Raw genomic sequence first — 18,883 nt, forward strand, 5'->3', positions numbered from 1 at the left:
GGACGACCGATACCCAGATGCGGTGTATGGCGAGGACACCAACAGTGGGGCCCCTTAGGGCAGCCTCGCAGCTACAAAAAACACAATTCCCCTTATCTGCAGCTGCACTTATTCGAGTGCCTTTGCTTCACTCAGCCCAGAACACCACACGGATATCCGCGTTTAATGACTCCTGGAGCTGTTGTAAGTAATCCAAATCAAAATGTGCATATCGGCAATCTGCATCGGAATTAAAGAATTCAAGCAAGTCATCAAATGACATCCAAGAAGGCCGATTCAAAGCGTCATCATTGAATTGATTCAAGTGAGTTTCAATGATTTTTTTAAGCCCTGTGCTGAGGTCCTTGGGTAGACCTTTTTCACCCGATTGCTGGTAGTAAATGCTGAAATTGTATTCACCCCAGGGTTGTGGGGCAAAGTTTTGTGGTGGCGCTTTGTCAGCCAATTCGGTGGTTTTATACAGCTGCCAACGACCTTCCCGGTGGAACTCAATAAATGCACAGACAGTCACACCCATGATTTATTTATTCAAACTCAAGGTGAATACCCGTAGCCTTACCCTGCTCCGGCCCCAATAACAAAAAGTATTTACCGGCGATGGCGACCAAATTGGCTCTGAATTCAACCGTTTCACCAGCGGATGCCCTGTCAACAGTAAAACCCTTTATCACCAAATCATCCCGGTCTTCGGGTCTTTGTTTAATCGGCGTATCCACAAAAAGCTTGGCCATGTCCCAAAAGTTTTCTTCGATGGGGCTGTAAATATTTAATGAGCCTTCCTTTACCGTGGCTGTGCCTTGTATGACAATTTTTCTGTGGTACTGTAAAAGGTGATCGGTGCTGGTAACCTCTAAGCGCATCAATCCATTCAGGGTATCAATGCTGATAGAGCCCGAAACAGTGGGATCGCTGTGAAGATTAAAACGACTGCTGATGTTTTTGCTAACACCATAAGCTTTGCCACCGGTTGATTTGGGTAAATTTTCCATAAACTCAGTGTTGTTTAAATAACTTTCCTTGAGGTATTCGGCTTCGGCTATCTGTAATTCAAGCGGTCCACTTAATTGAGTAATCTTGCTGTTTATGGGCGCGGACGCATCTGTCAAAACACCATCAAAATCAATGGATTGTAAATTCGGCCAATCTGATAATGCCACCAAGTTATGTAACGGATTATTCTTTAAGCTGATGCGCTTTACGCTGTTAATCGGTGAAACTGTTTCAAGGTCTTCAATCTGATTGTTTGAGAGGGATAAAGCTTCCAATATCGGGGTGTGGTTCTTGTGTGCCCAGTTTATGAGGTGGTTGTTATCCAAAACCAGTGTTTCCAACTGCGGTAGGTCAGCGTTTATGGCAAAGTGATCGATTTGATTGTGGCTTAAATCCAGAAAATTTAACACCGGTGCTGTGTGCGCAATCTCAACCGATGTCAGTTGACTGAAGTTAATTTTAATCGAGGTGAGTTGTGGCAAAGTCAATAAGGGTGCCATTGAAGTCACCGCGCTGTGAACGACTTTGATCTTTTCTAATTGCTGACAATTCTGAACGCCGTCTAATGTTGCCAATTGATCACCTGATACCCTGAGTGATTTGAGTTGGGTAGGACAGTCAGACAAATCTGCATTTTTAAAATTGTTGAGCTCTAATGAGGACAATGCAGGTAATTGTGACAAACCTTTCAGACTGGTGACGGATTTGGCTCTGATCGATTCAATGTGTTGATCCACAACAATCACTGAAAACTCACCGCTGTGGCCTTTGGGTGGTTCGATAATGTTAAAGTCTTCTGCTTTTAAGGCATTATCTAACAACCATTTGGACATAACAGTCGAGTCTTGTTGCGACAATTTCTTGTCATTCTCTATCCAGCCGCTGAGTTGGTTGTTTTGACCACATGAAAATAATTGACTTAATCCGAAAACCATCAAAAGCACCTTAATATAATTTCGCATAACTTCTGCTCTTTATAACTTCAAACAAAGTATACTGATTTTTACTGACATAAAATAATAATACGATGATCATTCATCCACAACTCATTGCTGATAGTCACGATCTATTTAACTGGCAAAAATGCCATGTTCGACTGCATAAAAACGCCACCCTGCCCTGGATTATTATTATTCCTGAGACAGATAAAATTGAATTTTGTGATTTACCCAACGAACAACAATTAGAAATTACCCAGTTAAGTCGAATGATTGGTGATTACTTTAAGACAGCCTGTGGCGCTGAAAAAATTAACATTGCAGCCATCGGCAATGTGGTGCAGCAATTACATGTTCATGTGATTGGTCGGCACAACAAAGATCCCTTGTGGCCGGATGTTGTGTGGGGGCGTGAATTACCCGATAAATCGTACTCACAACAACAGCTTGATGACTTCAAACAAAAACTACGGCGTGTTCTTGATGATGATTAAGATTCTTCTTTGGTTAAATGTCGGTAATTAATAATGACCACCGCAACAATGATAATCGCTACGCCCAGCCATTGAATCATTTTTAATTGCTCATCCAACAGCCAGTTGGCGGACAGTATCGACACCGGAATTTCGATGGCGGTGAGAATGCTGCCAAGACCAATGCCGATAATGGGGAAACCTTTGTTGAACATAATCGGTGGGATTAGCGTGCCAAACAAAGCCAGAAATAAGCCAAAAGCCAAGGTTTTGGCGTTCAAAATGTCTGGACTGATGAGGTTAATGTTCCAAAACAGCAGCACCGCCAGTACACCACCCAAGACCATATACTGACTACGCACGATATTAGGCAGATGGGTGGCAATTCGATTGGTGGCGGTTAATGTTACGGTAAAGGAAACCGCCGCGGCCACACCATAGAACACGCCGGTTAAATTGAGTTGATCCAGATTATCCAGGGCATCCACCGCTAAAAAGGTCCCGATTAACACCACCAAAGCACCAATAATTTTTAACGCCTGCGGCTTTTGCCGGCTGATCAACAACTCCACCACCACACCCATCCAGATGGTTTGCATCAACAGAATAATCCCCACTGAAACCGGCACATATTGAATTGATAGATAATAGAGACTGCTGGTAAAGCCCAATGACGAACCAAATAAAATCAAAGACCGTTTATCACCGCGGTTAAAGGCCGGTAGTTTCTTTCGCGCAACATGATAAGCCGCCAAGGAAAGCACTATAAAACCCAAAAGATACTGATAAAAAGTCAGCATCGCCGTTGACAAACCTTGCAAATTAGCGACCTTCACCATGGTCGCCAACAAGCCGTAACTAGCCGCACCAAAAGCAACAAAAAGAATACCTTTTAATTTATACATAGTGAATATCGTCCAATGAAATAATTATTATTCAGCCGCTTGTTGTTGGCATTTCTGAATTGTATTTGGCCTGTAAATTATGTAAATCATCACCATTTAAGCCTAATTATAAAGTAGACCACAACCAAATACACTCTCAAAACGCTGTATGCCGGCCTTCGCCGGCAAGGATGTGTACTTTTATAGCCTTACCGGCGCAGTCCAGTTCCCAGTGTCTTTAGCACAACAATATAAAAATTAAATGTGCTTTCTCTGTGCCCTCTGTGTCTCTGTGGTGATCATTTCTTCACCTCAAAACAATCGCAGCCATATGTTTTTATGGCTGCGATTATCTTATGGTGTTTTCTTAAAACTCAGTGGGTTCCGGTGGTGATTGGATGGTGCTGCGCGGATTGGGTTTGAGGTCTTTAAGCAATTCCTCAACGGCACGTTCCAGGGTGGGATCCTGGCCTTGGGCCACCAGTTCCGGTCGGTCGATGACTTCGATGTCCGGGGCCACACCTTCATTTTCGACTGCCCAGTTGCCTTCGGTGTCCATAAAACGGAAGGTGGAGGCAATCACAGAACCACCATCAGCCAGGCCGGGATTACCGCTGATACCGATGAGACCACCCCAGGTTCGGGTGCCGATGATTTTACCGAGATTCATTTTACGGAAGAAATACGGTAAGGCATCGCCACCGGAGCTGGATTGGCCGTTGGTGAGCATCACTTTCGGGCCGTCATGGGCAATCAAAGGTGTCGCCATGCTGTCCACATCGAGGTTACGACGTTTCCAGTAGCTTAAGGTTTTTCGTGACAGCAGTTCAATCATCCGATCAGGAATAAAACCACCACCGTTATAGCGGTCATCGATAATCAGGGCATCTTTGCCAATCTGTGGCAGCATTTGCTTAAACAGCTCCTGATTGCCTTCAATCGCGGTATTCGGTAAATGTACATAGCCGATGCGACCGTCGGATAATTTATCCACCATGGCTCGGCGTTCATTGACCCAGTTTAAGTAACGCAGTTGGCCTTCAGATGTGATGGTCTGGACATTGGCTTGCCAGCTGCCTTTGGTTGAGGCTTTATTATTCAGTGTCAGTGTCACCGTGCGTTTGGCTTGATGTTCTAACAGTTCATAAATATTGGCCACATCTTTCGTGCTGTGACCGTTAACGGCGAGCACAAAATCGCCTGCTTCGGCTTTTACGCCGGCTTCGGTTAAGGGCGATAAACGGTCTTTGTTCCAGTTTTCACCTTCAAAAATAGAGGTGATTTTAAAATAACCGCTGTCGTCTTTTTCAAAAGTCGCGCCCAGTAAACCATTTTCCTGACGTTTCACTTTCGGCATATCACCGGAATTGACATAAATATGCCCTGAATTCATTTCGCCGGCAATTTCACCCAGGATATAATCTAAATCACTTCGGTGGGTGGCCGCATCAACCAGCGGTTGGTATTTGGCTCTGATGCCTTCCCAATCCATACCGTGCATATTCGGGTCATAGAACCAATCCCGTAAAATACGCCAGGCATCGGTGTACATTTGTTGCCACTCGGTTTGCGGGTCTATTTTCAGACTGAGGTTGGTCAGATCCAATTTTTGACCGTTGTTATCCTGACCTTCTTTAGCTTCAACAATGGATAATTTATCACCTTGCTGCAATAAAATCTTTTCACCCTGTGCTGCCAGGCGGTAATTATTCACATTATTACTGACAGTTTTAGACTCATCTTCTTTTTTCAAACTCACCAGTAAAAGACTTTGCCCATTGTCATCACCCTTCAACACAAAAAGCTTGTCGCCGGCTGTTTGTAAACCGTTATAGTTTCCGGGTTTTACGGGTAATGCAGTGATGCGGTTGTTAAATCCTTCAAAATCAATGCTGACCTTAATTTTTTCGTCACGGTCTTTTTTATCTTTTTTCTCTTTCGATGTGTTCTCTGACAGTTCCACCTCATCACTTTGATAGGGATAAATCGGTGGCGTGTCATCGGTTAACTGAGCGGCGTATAAACGGGTGGCATCCACATAGAGATAATTAAATTCGTAAGCACTGAATGCCAGGTTGTAATCACGGTTTGATAAAAACAACAGGTATTGACCACTGTCATCAAACACCGGTTCATAATCATGATAGGAAGCCGTGCTGAGTTTATGGGCTTTATTATTGTTTAAGTCATACACATAAATACTTGAAAAACCTGTGTTTTCTGTTTTGGTGTAGGTCAGCCAACGACTGTCCGGTGACCAGCGATAATGTTCGATGTCATTGGTGCTGGAACTGTCTAATTTTTTCGGTTTGCCACCATCAATCGACACCGACCACAGAATATGGTCTTTATCCGAAAAAGCCAGTTTTTGACTGTCCGGTGACCACACCGGATTAAAACGCCAGATATGGCCATCTGAGGTAACGCGTTTATGTTGTTTGGATTTTATATCGTAAATATAAATGTCATATTCACCACTTTGATCACTTAAATAAGCCACATAGCGGCCATTGGGTGACCAGTTGGCGGCAATTTCACGGGCTTTGGGGGTGTTGGATATGTTTCTGATTTCGCCGTGTTCAGCCGGAACCGAAAACAATTCACCTCGTGCACCCAAAACCACACGTTGACCATCCGGTGAAATATCACCGGATTCAATATAGTCAGCGATATTTTTATACTGAGCCATCAGATTTTCCTGATTGGTGGTGATGTCAATAGTCAGTTGTTGAGTGTCTTGTGTTTTAGGATCAAAGCGCCATAAATAACCGCCATTTTCATAAACGATGGCTTCAGGACCCGCTGACGCCCATAAACTGTCATATTTGTCATGATGGGTGACTTTCACAGGATCACCATCCGGATTATAACGGTATAGATTCAGGCGGTAATCACGATCACTGATAAAGTAAATGTCATCGCCAACCCAGACCGGCTGGTGATCGGTGGCACGATGGGTGGTGAGTTGTTCAGATGTATCATTCTCTAAATCATAGACCCAGACATTCTGGGCGCGACCGCCTCGGTAACGTTTCCAGGTCCGAAACTCGCGATCAATCGGTGTGTACACATATTTTGTGCCATCCGGCGACAACATACCGCCACCGGTTTCAGGCACCGGTAAAGGTTGCTCCATACCACCGTCAACAGGTATCCAGTAGGGTTGACCCATGCGCTCACCCCAGGGTAAACGATTGGCACGCACCAAAACGTTTTTATCATCCGCTGACCAGTCCAGTATGCGGTAATCATAACCACCACGCGGGGGCATCGGACCGACATCGTTGTACCAGGTGAGTTGTTTTAAATCGCTGCCGTCTGTATTCATCACATACACCTGTCGGGTGCCGGTGTATTCGGCTGAGAAAGCAATGTGCTGACCATCCCGGGAAAACTTCGGAAAGGCTTCAAATCCTTTATCGGAAGTTAATCGTTTGGCTTCACCATTATTGATATCCGCGATATAGATATCACCGGCATAAACAAAGGTTACCTGGTTTTTGTGAATGTCAGCGTAGCGTAATAAGGCGGTTCCCTGGCTGGTAGATTGGGCCATTATGGACGCAGAAAACAGTAATAATAAAACCATGACAAAGCGCTGGAAAGCTTTAGGTGAGAGAAAGGGCAGCATAATTAATATCCAATACTAAAAATGGCAGTTATGTTAGCATTGAAGACGCCATTATGACACTAGGCCAAAGGTCACTATCAACAGTGTGCTTTATTCTTTTTTGCGGACATAAATCAGTTCAACGGTTTGGTTTTCGCCCTGGGTGGTTTCAAGGCGTAAGGCCTCATTGATTTTATAACGTAAAATCCAAAAACCCAGGCGATTAAACAGGCCTTGTGAATAACCCACGTAGAGATCATCACCGATATTTTGGCCGGCTTCGATGTAGCTGTCTTCGTTATTAGTGCCTTGTCTAATGGTGAGGACATCGATGCCAAAAGCATTTTGCAATTGTGAGAACACCGAATCACTGCGCTTTAAGCCCAGCAAAATAGCGGCTTGTGCCAGTTGTTCGCCATTGGTGCCACCGCCACTTTCATTAAGTCCCCTGCCCGTCGCTAAATAAGACAAGATTTCTAACTGACTCATGGCCGGTTCTGAGTACAGGGTTGACTGCAATTGGTTCACAGTTCCTGAGATTAAAATACCCGCAGTCACCGTGCCATCATCAGATTTACGCGCGGCTTTAACATCAATGGCCGGATTGTCAATCGGGCCATTAAAAATCAATTCACCACGCTCAATATCTAAACGCTGACCATAAAGTTTATAAAAACCTTCGGTTAAGTTAAGACGTCCTTCTGCATGGGTTTGTTTGCGGACATTAAAAACCCGCAACTGACCGGCCATTTTGGCTTCTAAGCCCAATAACTGTATGTTGATGGGTTCTTTAATTTCTGCAGTAACATCATAATTAATGGGTATCGATGTGCTGCTTTCCGGGGTATCTTGTTCAGGGTAATGAATAACCACATCATCGGAGGTAGAGATGGCTGACGGCGGAAGATTTTTAATATGAACTTCAGCCATCGGTAACGACAGTTTACCGGTAATGTTAACTGCTTTGGGTGTGGCATCAATTGTTAAATCAGGATCAATGTTGATTTTAATTTCCGGTAAAGTCAATAATCGAAAATCAGTGCCCTTGATTTGTCCATGGTAAGACCAATCATCTGCTTCTTGAATATCCAATTCACCGGTAATTTCTATGGAACCGTTGTCACTGTCAGCGTTGGCTGTTAAATCAATTAAACCTGGTTTTTGACTGCTAACCAGTAACGCAATATTGGTTAAACGACTGCCGGTTTGTCTTAACACAAGAAAGCCGGTTTGTTGTTTTAAATCCAGACTAATAGCGGGCTGATTGAGGGGGCCTGTGACCTCTCCTGAGACGCTCAATTCACCTTGCAATTGTTCTAATTCAGGTGATAAAGCCACCAAAAAACGGGTGTGCTTTATCACACCCTTAATGTCGGCATTAACCTCAGGCCAAGGAGAATCTGCTATGTCATCCAGCGTGGCGGAAGCGTTAAGATAGCCACCGTCATCCAAAATAATGACGGTATTCATTTCCGTGCGGCCGTTGTCCTGACGCGCTGTGAGTGTTGCTTTGTTAATGGCCACCTGGTAGCTGTTTTTTTGACCTTCACGGTAATAAATATTAGCCTGTTCAGTTTTTAAATCAGCGGTCAGAGACAAGGCTTGTTGCTGATAACTCAGATCTGCGCTGCCCTGAATCAAACCATCCAGTTTTAAATCCTGAGGTAACAGGCTTTGAAACAGCTTAATTTGCAAATTTCTGAGTTGTACTTTAGCCAAAACCTCTGTCTCTGTCCGGGTTTGCACATCCAATTCAGCGCAGGCTTCGCCTTCACCATGCAGTGACTGCCAGCAGGCAGGCGATAAATGGATCTGTTGGCCGATAAACATATCGGCCGGTGCTTGCAATTGCCAGGTCATATCACTGTCATTCAAACGGATATCATGACTTTTAATCTGACCACGCCAGGTTTGTTTATCCTTTAACCAGCCGCCTGTCAGTATAATTTGCGTGGTTAAATCCTGGTGCAAAATATCACCCTCAATTTGATGTTGCTGCAGATTGCCTTCTAATTGAAGCGCTACTTTTGGTAAATATTGATTGGCACTGTCAATATCTGTGGCGCTTATTTCTGCCTGCAATTTTTGCGGCCATTGACCGGAGCCTTTGATCACTAATGATTTTATTTGTTGTTCTTGATAGCTGAGTGCCTCGGCCTGTAAATTCACATCATAATTTAACGTATCTATGGACCCGGATAATTGTCCCTGAGTCTGAATTTCACCACCTAAATCCGTTAAAAATAAGTGTGGTTGCGGTATCTTTAAATCGAATATAAGCTGATCTGAACTGGCCTGATCAGCTAAACTTAGCTGACCCTGTAGTTTTATCCGGTTCTCACCCCACAGCAAATTCAATGGCTTTAAATCCAATAACGCATCTTGCCAATCGGCATTGGCAGACAACGTTAAATCCTGTCCTTTTAACTGACCGTGTAAATTAAGGTCATTTAAAGCCAGCTGCCAGGATTGTGCATTGTCCTGTGATGCGATGAACTCACCGGATCCACTGAGTTGCCCCGGCCACGCCGGCAGCAGCCATTGCGGATTAAAGCCGTCTGTATTAAAGCGTGCATTGACCTGTAATTGTGGTGTGAAATCAATCATTGATTCGGCATTTAATTGCCCAAAGTCACCGGTGATGGCTAATGTTTCCAGCTTAAGCTGTTCGCTGTTACCTTGGGCTTTTAGCTTGATCTGATTATGATAAGTCGCAGAGCCGACGTGTTGATCGGCTGCGGCCATTAACGGTTTAATCGACTGTTTAGCCGTGGCTGTAAGGTTTAAACGGTAATCCTCTAATTCACCGTCAGCCGTGATTAAAACATCGGTCAGTCGGGTACTGATTTGTTCTGTATTGGCCGCAGGAATAAGTAACTCATCACTGCTTATTTGGGCATCCACTGATAATGCCGGGTACAGCGATACCTGACTTTCTATCTGCGCTTCACCCTGCGCATTGATATTATTAAAATGCGTTTGTTGGGACACATTCAAAGCAGTGATGTCGCCGTTGATGGTACCCTGCCCACTGATTTGCTCGGGTCTGTAAGTCCAGTTTGTTTCTAAATGAAATGGCCAACGGTTATGTAAAGTCACTTCACCGGATAGCTTAAGTACAATGTCTTCATCTAATAATTGCAGCGTATTAATATCAATGGTCTCTTTTTGTAAGGCCGCTTTCGACCAAATTGAACCATAATCAATTTGACCCTTGTTGATATCAATATTTTGGATAAAGAGTTCGTTGACATCGACACGTAATGGTAATTCAATCGCTGCCCCTTCAGGCAACGGTTCGGTTACTTTTTCCGCGTCATTATCGGCTAATTCAATACTGACCTGACCGATGTGAACATTATCAAAAACAATGTGCCTTTGCCACCAGTTGATATCAGCGATTTGATACGTCAGTCGATCGACTTTGACGGTTACGCCGTGTTGTTGATAGGTAAGGTTTAAGGCGGTCATTTCGCCGGCCAAACGTCCGCCGCTTTGCCGGATATGTAAAGGCAACCAGTCCTGAGCTTTAGCAACAGCCCAACGGCTTCCGGTTTCCGTATAGAGCAAGCCATAAAGCAACATGAAAAGAAGTCCAAGCAAAACAAACAATGTGACCAGCATATAGCCAATCCAACGCCGGAAGCGCGGCTTCTTGCTATCTTTTGCGTTATTTAAATCTTTATCCGTCATTACAAATCCGGACCCAGAGACAGGTGAATTCTAAAATCATGGTCAGCTTCGGTGACAGGCACACCTAAATCGACCCGCAACGGCCCTATGGGCGAAAACCAGCGAAAGCCAATACCGACACTACTGGCCATTTTAAAATCATTGGTAAAGGCATTACCACCATCAACAAAAACCGCCAGCGCGTAACTGTCGTAAAGACGGTGCTCGTACTCAACACTGGCCACTGCTAAGTGTTTACCACCAATTGAATCACCTTCATCGTTCAAGGGTGATAAATTTTTATAATCGAATCCCCTGACAGATTGATCACCACCGGCAAAATACCGATAAGATGCCGGTAATTGATCAAAATCACTGGTGGCGGTGGTGCCTATTTCAGCCCGCATAATCAATCGATCTTGATCTGCAATGGGCAAAATGGTTTTCACCCGGCCGCTGATTTGTACCATGCTCATATCAGAAAACATACTTTCAGTGGCCAATTTAAAGTCCATTTGGGCTTTAAAACCAAAACGCGGATTCAACGGGTCATCAACGTGTTGATAGGTCCAGGCAGTACCGGGCACCAAAAGACGGGTGCTGCCCTTTTTATCGCCAAAAATATAGTCTTCCTGTAACACATCGATAAAGTTGATGTTTTGCCATCTGTCCGATTGTAAGCGGGTTTGGGAAAGACCAATTTTCGTGGTGTCAGCTTCATACACATCATTGTTCTCTTGTCGATAGCCGAGTTCAGATTGGTACCACTTTTCATCTGGGTTGCTTAAGGACGGAAATTTCATGCGGGCGGTGAATTCATTATTGACCTCGGCCAATTGTAACTTGGCACTCAATTGAAAACCGCGATCATTTAAACGGTGATGCTGGTATTCAAAGGTCGAACGGGCGCCGGTATCGGTGGTATAACCCAGGCCGACCGAGTAATCAATGCGGTAACCCGGCGTCAGTTTGACCAACACCGGCACAGTGGCCGTCTGCTTATCTTTCTCACCAAAAGTGACACTGATGTTACCAAAATATTGACTACCAACCAGGCGTTTTCTCACATCAATTAAGGTTTGATTATTGAGGTATTGACCAGTCTCTAAACCGACCAAGCCTTGCAGAAAGCGAGGTCGCATAAAATTCGGGTCTTGCTCAATCACCACCTTATCCAATCGGTAACGTGGGCCGGTGTCAAATGTGAGTTTAATATCCGCTGCCAGCTGTGCAGGATAAACATCGACTTTTTGTTGACTAAAATCGGCATCTAAAAACCCATAATCATTGGCCCATTGCCGCAGTTGTTGTTTTAATTGCTGATACTCCGGATCAACAAAGACACGCCCACTCTCAATGTACTTACTGACCTTAATGTTTTTAATTTTGGGGTGTTCAGAACCCGGGCCGGTCACTGAGAAATCGATGTCGCGAACCACAACCGGTTCACCGGCAGTTACCTTAATCTCAGTTTGCCAACATCCGTTCGCGGCATTAATATGAATGTCATCAACAGTGGCTTGGTAATAACCAAAGGGTTGCAGCGCCAACTGTACTTGTTCAGGAATTTTTTCTTTAACCGCTTGGCGCATGCTTTCAGATGTGTCACAAGAAAGGGTTAAATTATTAAGAAATATCAGAATATTATCGGCTAAGGGTTTATCCACGCCGGATACAATAAAACGATATGCAGGCTCGTCTTCAGCCGCATAGACAGTCAATGTCATAAATAACAGCCAGGCAATGAGGCTGTATTTTGCCAGAACAATCGTGGATTTCATGGCCTTATTATATCAACACCAAGCTGAATATAAGTTATCAACTTAGGCTGTTCTGACGCTGTATTTATGCACGTTGATTTTAGACACCAATCCAATTTTTCCCGGTGTCGGCATACACCAGAAAATGGGGATTGAGCAGAGATTCTTTTTGGTTATAGCGCAAAGGCTCACCATCCAGGGTGACCACCCGGCCACCGGCCTGTTCAACGATACATTGGGCAGCCGCGGTATCCCATTCTGACGTAGGGCCTAAGCGCGGATACAAATCAGCTTTGCCCTCTGCCACCAGGCAAAACTTCAGTGAACTGCCCATCGGCACCAGTTCATGCTGACCCAATCGATCTAAATAGTCCTTTAATTCATCACTGGGATGTGAACGGCTGCCGACCACAGTGGGTTTGAAGCGGCTGTTTTTCATCACCTTAATGGTTTGCTTCTGGCCGTTATCGCGTTTAAAAACACCCACACCTTTTGCCGCCGAATAACACAAAGCCTGAGCCGGCACGTAGACCACCGATAAAATCGGCCCGCCGTCATCAATCAATGCAATGTTGACGGTAAATTCGCCATTTTTTTTGATAAATTCTTTGGTCCCATCCAACGGATCCACCAGCCAATAACGTTGCCATTGTCTGCGCTCATTAAAATCGATATCCGCCGATTCTTCCGATAAAATCGGATAAGACTGCTCCAGATTTTGCAACCCCTCCACAATACAATGATGCGACGCCATATCGGCGCGGGTTAACGGAGAATCATCAGACTTATGTTCTACCGAGAAATCGTCTGATTGATAAATTTCCATAATGGCGTCACCGGCTTTAACCGCCAGTTGTTCCACTGAACTTAATAAACTTTTCATGATAAATAATCCATTGCCATGGCATGGGTTTTCTGATTACCGGCCACCACCTCCGTGGTATCCAATCCAATTTGTTGCCCTTTGAAATCAGTGATCAGGCCACCGGCTTCACGGACAATCACCGTTAACGCGGCGATGTCGAGAATATTGACATCACTTTCAATCACCAAATCAATCTGCCCCCCTGCCAGCAAATGATAATGGTAAAAATCTCCATAGCCGCGTATTTTGCTGAATTTTAGCAAAAGCTGACCCAATTGGGCCCAATTATTTTTGATCAGGGACTGAATATTTCCGGTGGAGACACAAGAGCTGTGTTCAAGCCATTGCGACTGCAGTTGCAAGGGTTCACCATTTAAAAAAGCCCCGCCACCTTTAAAACCATAAGCCTGCTCGTCCATCAGCGGCGCGTGGGACACCCCCAACACCAGTTCACCCCGGTGCATGAGCGCAATTTGGGTGGAGAAAAACGGGTAACCGCGGACAAAGCTTTTGGTGCCGTCAATGGGATCAATCAACCACAAGTAATCACTGTCTTCACTGTCTCGACCATATTCTTCGCCATAAAAATTATGCGCCGGATAGGCCTCTTTAATGATTCTGATAATGGTTTTTTCCGCCTCTTTATCAGCCACGGTTACCGGACTGTTGTCAGCTTTGATTTCCGTGACATTATCTTTGTTCATGTAGTACGAACGAATACCGCCGGCGGCCTGGGCGGCGGCGTAACGGGCCACTTCGGTGGCTTTTTCTAAGTCTGCTTTATCCATTATTGGGCTTTTTGGTCTTTGACACGGCCATAGATGTCTTCATAACGGACGATGTCATCTTCCCCGAAGTAACTGCCGCATTGCACTTCGATTAAGGCGATGTCTGTGTCGGTGGTGTTTTCCAGTCGGTGCAATGTTTCCACCGGAATGTGCACCGATTCATTTTCGTTGAGCATAAATTCATCATCGCCGACCCGGACTTTCGCAGTACCGGTGACCACCGTCCAGTGCTCACTGCGTTTGTAATGTTTTTGTAAGGATAAAACTTGCCCCGGCTTCACCACCAGACGTTTGACTTTGCAATCATCTTCGTCTTCCAATATGGTGTAACTGCCCCAGGGTCGGTGAACCGTGGTGTGGTAAATGGCGGCATCGTGGGCTTTGGCTTTTAAAAACTGCACCACATCTTTAACCCCTTGCGATTTGTTTTTATGCGCAATCAACACCGCATCGGTGGTGTCCACCACCATCAGGTCATCCACACCAACCACCGCCACCAGCCGATCACCGGCGCGAATGTAGTTATTTCTGGCATCCACCGTCACCGCTTTGCCTTCAATGCGGTTACCACTTTCATCACTGTCCAATAAACCGGCCATGGCATTCCATGAACCAATGTCATTCCAATCAAAACGCGAATCAACCACCGCCCGCTTTTTGGCTTTTTCCATAATGGCATAATCAATGGAAATATCCGGTAACTGAGTGAATAAATCGGCATTAAACTCAATTTGCTGTTGATTGCTATCAACCGCGTCAAAACAGTTTTTAGCCGCAGCCAACACATCCGGCGCTGTGTCTTCAAATGCCTGCAGCAAAGCACCCACCTGGAAGCAGAACATGCCTGAATTCCAACTATATTCGCCGGAAGCCAGGTATTTTTTAGCAGTGGCTAAATCAGGCTTTTCAACAAACTCTGCGATTTCCGAAACCCCCTCTGCTGTCAATGATTGACCGGCTTTGATATAACCATAACCGGTTTCAGGCGCGGTCGGATAAATACCAAAAGTGGTTAAGAAACCTTGCGAAGCTTGTTGCGCAGCTGTTTTAACTGTATCAATGAACAATTCCTCATCTTTAATGAGATGATCTGATGGCATCACCACCATTATCGCTTCATTTCCATACAACTGTTGGGTTTGTAGTGCCGCCAATGCAATCGCCGGGGCGGTATTTCGACCGCTGGGTTCTAACAAGAAGTACTGCTTACGCATATCAGCTTGTGGGTTGGCTTGATAAATGTCTTTGCACAAAAAATAATAATCACGAGAAGTCACAGTCAAAACCGTGTTATCTGTGGCCACTTTTAATGCCCGACCAAAGGTTAAGGCAGCCAGACTTTGTCCATCTGACAATTGCATAAAAGGTTTCGGGTAAGCTTGGCGAGATACCGGCCATAATCGAGTACCGGCACCGCCTGATAAAATAACTGGAATAATGTTCATGGAGTCATCCTTTGCATACAAAGTTGTAAAGTTGATTGCCAATGTGGCAGTTTAACATTAAAGGTACCTGAAAATTTTTGGCAATCAAGTACGGAATATTTTGGTCGGGTGGCCGCAGTGGGAAATTCATCACTTGTAACAGGGGTTAATTTTGGCATCTTTTGCAGTAATCCAATGCGCACCGCCTGCTCAAAAATACGTTTTGCAAAACCATACCACGTTGTATGGCCGGCGGCAGTTAAGTGATAAACACCGGTTTCGGGAATATTTAAAGCCAGCATGGTCGCCAAAGCGATGGTATTAGCCCATGTCGGAGTGCCTTGCTGGTCATTCACAATGTTTAACGCATCACGTGTTTGTGCCAGTTTTAGCATGGTTTTTAAAAAATTATGCCGACGGCTGGCATACACCCATGCGGTACGAAAAATCATATATTCACAGCCACTACTCATTAAAGCCTGCTCGCCGTCCGCTTTACTCTGGCCATACACTGATTGTGGATTAATCGGATCTTGTTCACGCCAAGGAAAACGATGTTCGCCAGAAAACACATAGTCGGTTGAATAGTGCAACATAAGTAATTTTTTTTGACAACAAAATTCAGCCATTTGTGCCACTGCTTCAGAATTAATCCGATGCGCAATGGCCACATCAGTTTCGGCTTGATCAACGGCGGTATAAGCAGCGGCATTACAAATGACATCAGGTGCAATGGCCTCTAATTTCTTAGCCACATCATCGGCATCATTTAGATCAAATTTAATGGTACTCATACCATTCACATCACGGCCGTTTGATGTGGTTGGAATTACTTCTCGATTAAATTGCAGCATTCGCCACAATTCAAATCCCACTTGTCCATCGGCACCGGTGAGTAAAATTTTCATGGTTGATAAGTTGGTAATTTATTGAGTGGATAATCTGATAGATGGTTAGCGGCTTGGTCTTTGGCAGATAATTTAGGCTCATCGATCGGCCAATCTATACCAATGTTTTTATCGTTCCAGGCAATCGATGCTTCAGATTCTGCATGGTAATAATCAGTACACATATAGTTGAAAATGGCGTTCTCTGAAGTCACACAAAAACCATGGGCAAAACCCTCCGGAACATAGAATTGGCGGTGATTTTCAGCACTTAAGGTGACACCCACGTACTGACCGAAAGTCGGCGAACCGTGACGAATATCCACCGCTACATCGTACACTTCACCCACCAGAACCGACACCAATTTGCCTTGGGGGTTTGGGTTTTGAAAATGTAAACCCCGTAACACACCGTACGCTGATTTTGAGACATTTGACTGTACAAAATCTCGCTCAATGCCAATATCCCGGTAACGTTGTTGTTGCCAAGATTCCATGAAATACCCACGTTCATCGCCAAATACTTTTGGCTCAATAATCAACACGCCCGGCAACGCTGTTTCAATAATCTTCATTGCTTATATTTGATCAGAGAGATTAGGTATTGACCGTAACCATTTTTCTTAATGGGTTCGGCCAGTTTTAACACCTGTTCAGCATCAATCCAGCCTTGGTTGTAGGCAATTTCTTCAGGGCAAGCAATTTTAATACCTTGGCGTCGTTCAATGGTGGAAATAAAGTTGGTGGCTTCAGCCAGAGAATCATGGGTGCCGGTATCTAACCAGGCAAAACCACGTCCCATTAATTCAACTTGTAGATTCTGTTGTTGTAAATAGACTTTATTTAAGTCAGTAATTTCTAATTCTCCGCGGGGTGATGGTTTTAAAGCTTTAGCGATTTCAACCACTTGATTATCATAAAAATATAACCCCGTAACCGCAAAATTTGATTTTGGATTCTTAGGTTTTTCTTCTAAATCAATGACTTGGCCGGCTTCGTTAAAAGCCGCCACACCATAGCGCTCAGGATCATGTACCCGATAACCAAACACCGTGGCACCGCTTTCACGCTCTCCGGCATTGCGCATTAACTGACGCATTCCGGCACCATGAAAAATATTATCACCCAAGATTAAACAACATGGATTATCACCGATAAAATCCTCACCTATTAAAAATGCCTGTGCCAATCCACCGGGCTCCGGCTGCACCGCATAATGTAAAGTCATACCCCATTGGGAACCATCACCTAATAGCGCTTTAAACAGTGGTTGTTCATGGGGTGTATTAATAATCAGCACCTCTCTTATACCGGCACCCATTAAAGTGCTTAACGGGTAGTAAATCATCGGCTTATCGTAAACCGGCAACAGTTGCTTACTGATAGAATGGGTTAAAGGATACAATCGGGTGCCCGATCCACCGGCCAAAATAATGCCTTTACGATTCATGCTGTCTCCTGTGATTGCTTAACGTCTTCACCCAATCTTTGTCCCTGATAACTACCATCTTTAACACGCTCTACCCAGTTTTGATTATCTAAATACCATTGGATGGTTTTTTCTAAGCCTGACTCAAATGTTTCTTTAGGTTTCCAGTTAAGTTCATTCTGTAACTTACTGGAATCTATGGCATATCTTTTATCATGACCCGGACGATCTTTGACGAAAGTAATTTGTTCTTTATAAGAATTCGAGGTCGGCTTTAGTCGATCCAAACATTCACAAACAGCATGCACAATATCGATATTTTGCCATTCTTCATTACCACCAACATTATACACTTCGCCTAATCTTCCCTGTTCGATAACTGTTTCGATGGCGCGACAATGGTCTTCCACATACAACCAATCCCGAACATTTTTACCATCACCATAAATCGGCAAAGCCTGACCGGTTAATGCTTTATCTATCATTAACGGAATCAGCTTTTCCGGAAATTGATAAGGCCCATAGTTATTGGAGCAATTGGTGGTTAGCACCGGTAAACCGTAAGTATGGTGATAGGCGCGTACTAAGTGATCGGAAGCGGCTTTTGATGCAGAGTATGGAGAATTAGGTGCATACGCAGTGGATTCGGTAAATAAGCCGGTATCACCCAAAGAGCCATAAACCTCATCAGTGGAAACATGCAAAAATCTAAAAATCTGTTGTTGCTTATCCGTTAAACTTTGATAATAAGCCAAAACCGTTTGTAACAAATGAAAAGTACCCATTATATTGGTATCAATGAATGCCTGTGGCCCTTCAATGGAACGATCTACATGGGATTCGGCGGCAAAATGAACCACAACTTCCGGCTTGTGTTGTTTTAGTAATTGAGTCACCAATGATTGATCTTGTATATCACCCTGCACCCAATGATGGCGTGGATCATCAGCCACGGCAGCCAAAGTATCCAAATTCCCTGCATAAGTAAGCTTATCAAGATTAACAATAAATCGGTTATGTTGTAAGACTTGTCGCAACACAAAATTACCGCCGATAAAGCCGGCACCACCGGTGACTAACCATTTTTCCTGCATCGTTTGAAGAATCCGTCAAAACCGGCAATTATAGCAGAACCCGCCCCAACGGTCAGCCCCGTCAAGCCA

Annotated in this window: 14 protein-coding genes; 1 reads left to right on the plus strand and 13 read right to left on the minus strand. The window is 44.4% G+C overall.

The genetic code is table 11. The features are described 5' to 3' along the window. Positions 1 to 127 precede the first annotated feature (127 nt). Together IEV16_RS09770 and IEV16_RS09775 are read right to left on the minus strand one after the other, a co-directional pair. Positions 128 to 517 (minus strand): hypothetical protein, encoded by a 390-nt coding sequence (locus tag IEV16_RS09770; protein WP_188365519.1) that lies wholly within the window; start codon positions 515 to 517, stop codon positions 128 to 130. A gap of 7 nt (positions 518 to 524) precedes the next feature. Next, positions 525 to 1,952 (minus strand): leucine-rich repeat domain-containing protein, encoded by a 1,428-nt coding sequence (locus tag IEV16_RS09775; protein ID WP_188365520.1) that lies wholly within the window; start codon positions 1,950 to 1,952, stop codon positions 525 to 527. Positions 1,953 to 2,017: 65 nt separating this feature from the next. Here IEV16_RS09775 and IEV16_RS09780 point away from each other — a divergent pair, with 65 nt between their 5' ends. Continuing rightward, positions 2,018 to 2,422 (plus strand): HIT family protein, encoded by a 405-nt coding sequence (locus tag IEV16_RS09780; protein WP_188365521.1) that lies wholly within the window; start codon positions 2,018 to 2,020, stop codon positions 2,420 to 2,422. On the opposite strand, the gene IEV16_RS09785 is transcribed toward IEV16_RS09780, so the two are convergent. The 11 genes from IEV16_RS09785 to rfbB all read right to left on the minus strand — a co-directional run bounded on the left by IEV16_RS09785 (position 2,419) and on the right by rfbB (position 18,814). After that, positions 2,419 to 3,306 (minus strand): EamA family transporter, encoded by an 888-nt coding sequence (locus tag IEV16_RS09785; RefSeq protein WP_188365522.1) that lies wholly within the window; start codon positions 3,304 to 3,306, stop codon positions 2,419 to 2,421. The two genes, IEV16_RS09780 and IEV16_RS09785, sit on opposite strands and share 4 nt — an antisense overlap. Positions 3,307 to 3,652: 346 nt before the next feature. Beyond that, positions 3,653 to 6,841, minus strand: a complete 3,189-nt coding sequence (locus tag IEV16_RS09790; protein WP_229728313.1) for a S41 family peptidase — start codon at positions 6,839 to 6,841, stop codon at positions 3,653 to 3,655. A 165-nt stretch (positions 6,842 to 7,006) separates the two neighbouring features. Continuing rightward, on the minus strand, positions 7,007 to 10,588 hold the full coding sequence (locus tag IEV16_RS09795; RefSeq protein WP_188365524.1) for a translocation/assembly module TamB domain-containing protein: 3,582 nt from the start codon (positions 10,586 to 10,588) through the stop codon (positions 7,007 to 7,009). Beyond that, entirely contained in the window at positions 10,588 to 12,348 is a 1,761-nt protein-coding gene (locus tag IEV16_RS09800; RefSeq protein WP_188365525.1) for an autotransporter assembly complex protein TamA, read from the minus strand. The genes IEV16_RS09795 and IEV16_RS09800 overlap by 1 nt, the downstream gene beginning before the upstream one ends. Before the next feature lie 79 nt (positions 12,349 to 12,427). Next, positions 12,428 to 13,210, minus strand: a complete 783-nt coding sequence (gene cysQ, locus IEV16_RS09805) for a 3'(2'),5'-bisphosphate nucleotidase CysQ (RefSeq protein ID WP_188365526.1) — start codon at positions 13,208 to 13,210, stop codon at positions 12,428 to 12,430. Next, a complete protein-coding gene (locus IEV16_RS09810; protein ID WP_188365527.1) occupies positions 13,207 to 13,980 on the minus strand; it encodes an inositol monophosphatase family protein in 774 nt (257 codons plus the stop codon). The genes cysQ and IEV16_RS09810 overlap by 4 nt, the downstream gene beginning before the upstream one ends. Next, a complete protein-coding gene (locus IEV16_RS09815) occupies positions 13,980 to 15,425 on the minus strand; it encodes a mannose-1-phosphate guanylyltransferase/mannose-6-phosphate isomerase (RefSeq protein WP_188365528.1) in 1,446 nt (481 codons plus the stop codon). Before IEV16_RS09815 ends, IEV16_RS09810 begins: the two co-directional genes overlap by 1 nt. Beyond that, positions 15,422 to 16,312 (minus strand): dTDP-4-dehydrorhamnose reductase, encoded by an 891-nt coding sequence (rfbD, locus tag IEV16_RS09820; RefSeq protein ID WP_188365529.1) that lies wholly within the window; start codon positions 16,310 to 16,312, stop codon positions 15,422 to 15,424. Before rfbD ends, IEV16_RS09815 begins: the two co-directional genes overlap by 4 nt. Next, complete coding sequence (gene rfbC, locus IEV16_RS09825) at positions 16,309 to 16,866, minus strand: dTDP-4-dehydrorhamnose 3,5-epimerase (protein ID WP_188365530.1); 558 nt, start codon at positions 16,864 to 16,866, stop codon at positions 16,309 to 16,311. The genes rfbD and rfbC overlap by 4 nt, the downstream gene beginning before the upstream one ends. Continuing rightward, a complete protein-coding gene (gene rfbA, locus IEV16_RS09830; protein WP_188365531.1) occupies positions 16,863 to 17,741 on the minus strand; it encodes a glucose-1-phosphate thymidylyltransferase RfbA in 879 nt (292 codons plus the stop codon). The genes rfbC and rfbA overlap by 4 nt, the downstream gene beginning before the upstream one ends. Then, positions 17,738 to 18,814, minus strand: a complete 1,077-nt coding sequence (gene rfbB, locus IEV16_RS09835; protein WP_188365532.1) for a dTDP-glucose 4,6-dehydratase — start codon at positions 18,812 to 18,814, stop codon at positions 17,738 to 17,740. The genes rfbA and rfbB overlap by 4 nt, the downstream gene beginning before the upstream one ends. Positions 18,815 to 18,883 lie beyond the last annotated feature (69 nt).

Source organism: Marinicella pacifica, from assembly GCF_014636635.1.
GTDB classification, from domain to species: domain Bacteria; phylum Pseudomonadota; class Gammaproteobacteria; order Xanthomonadales; family Marinicellaceae; genus Marinicella; species Marinicella pacifica.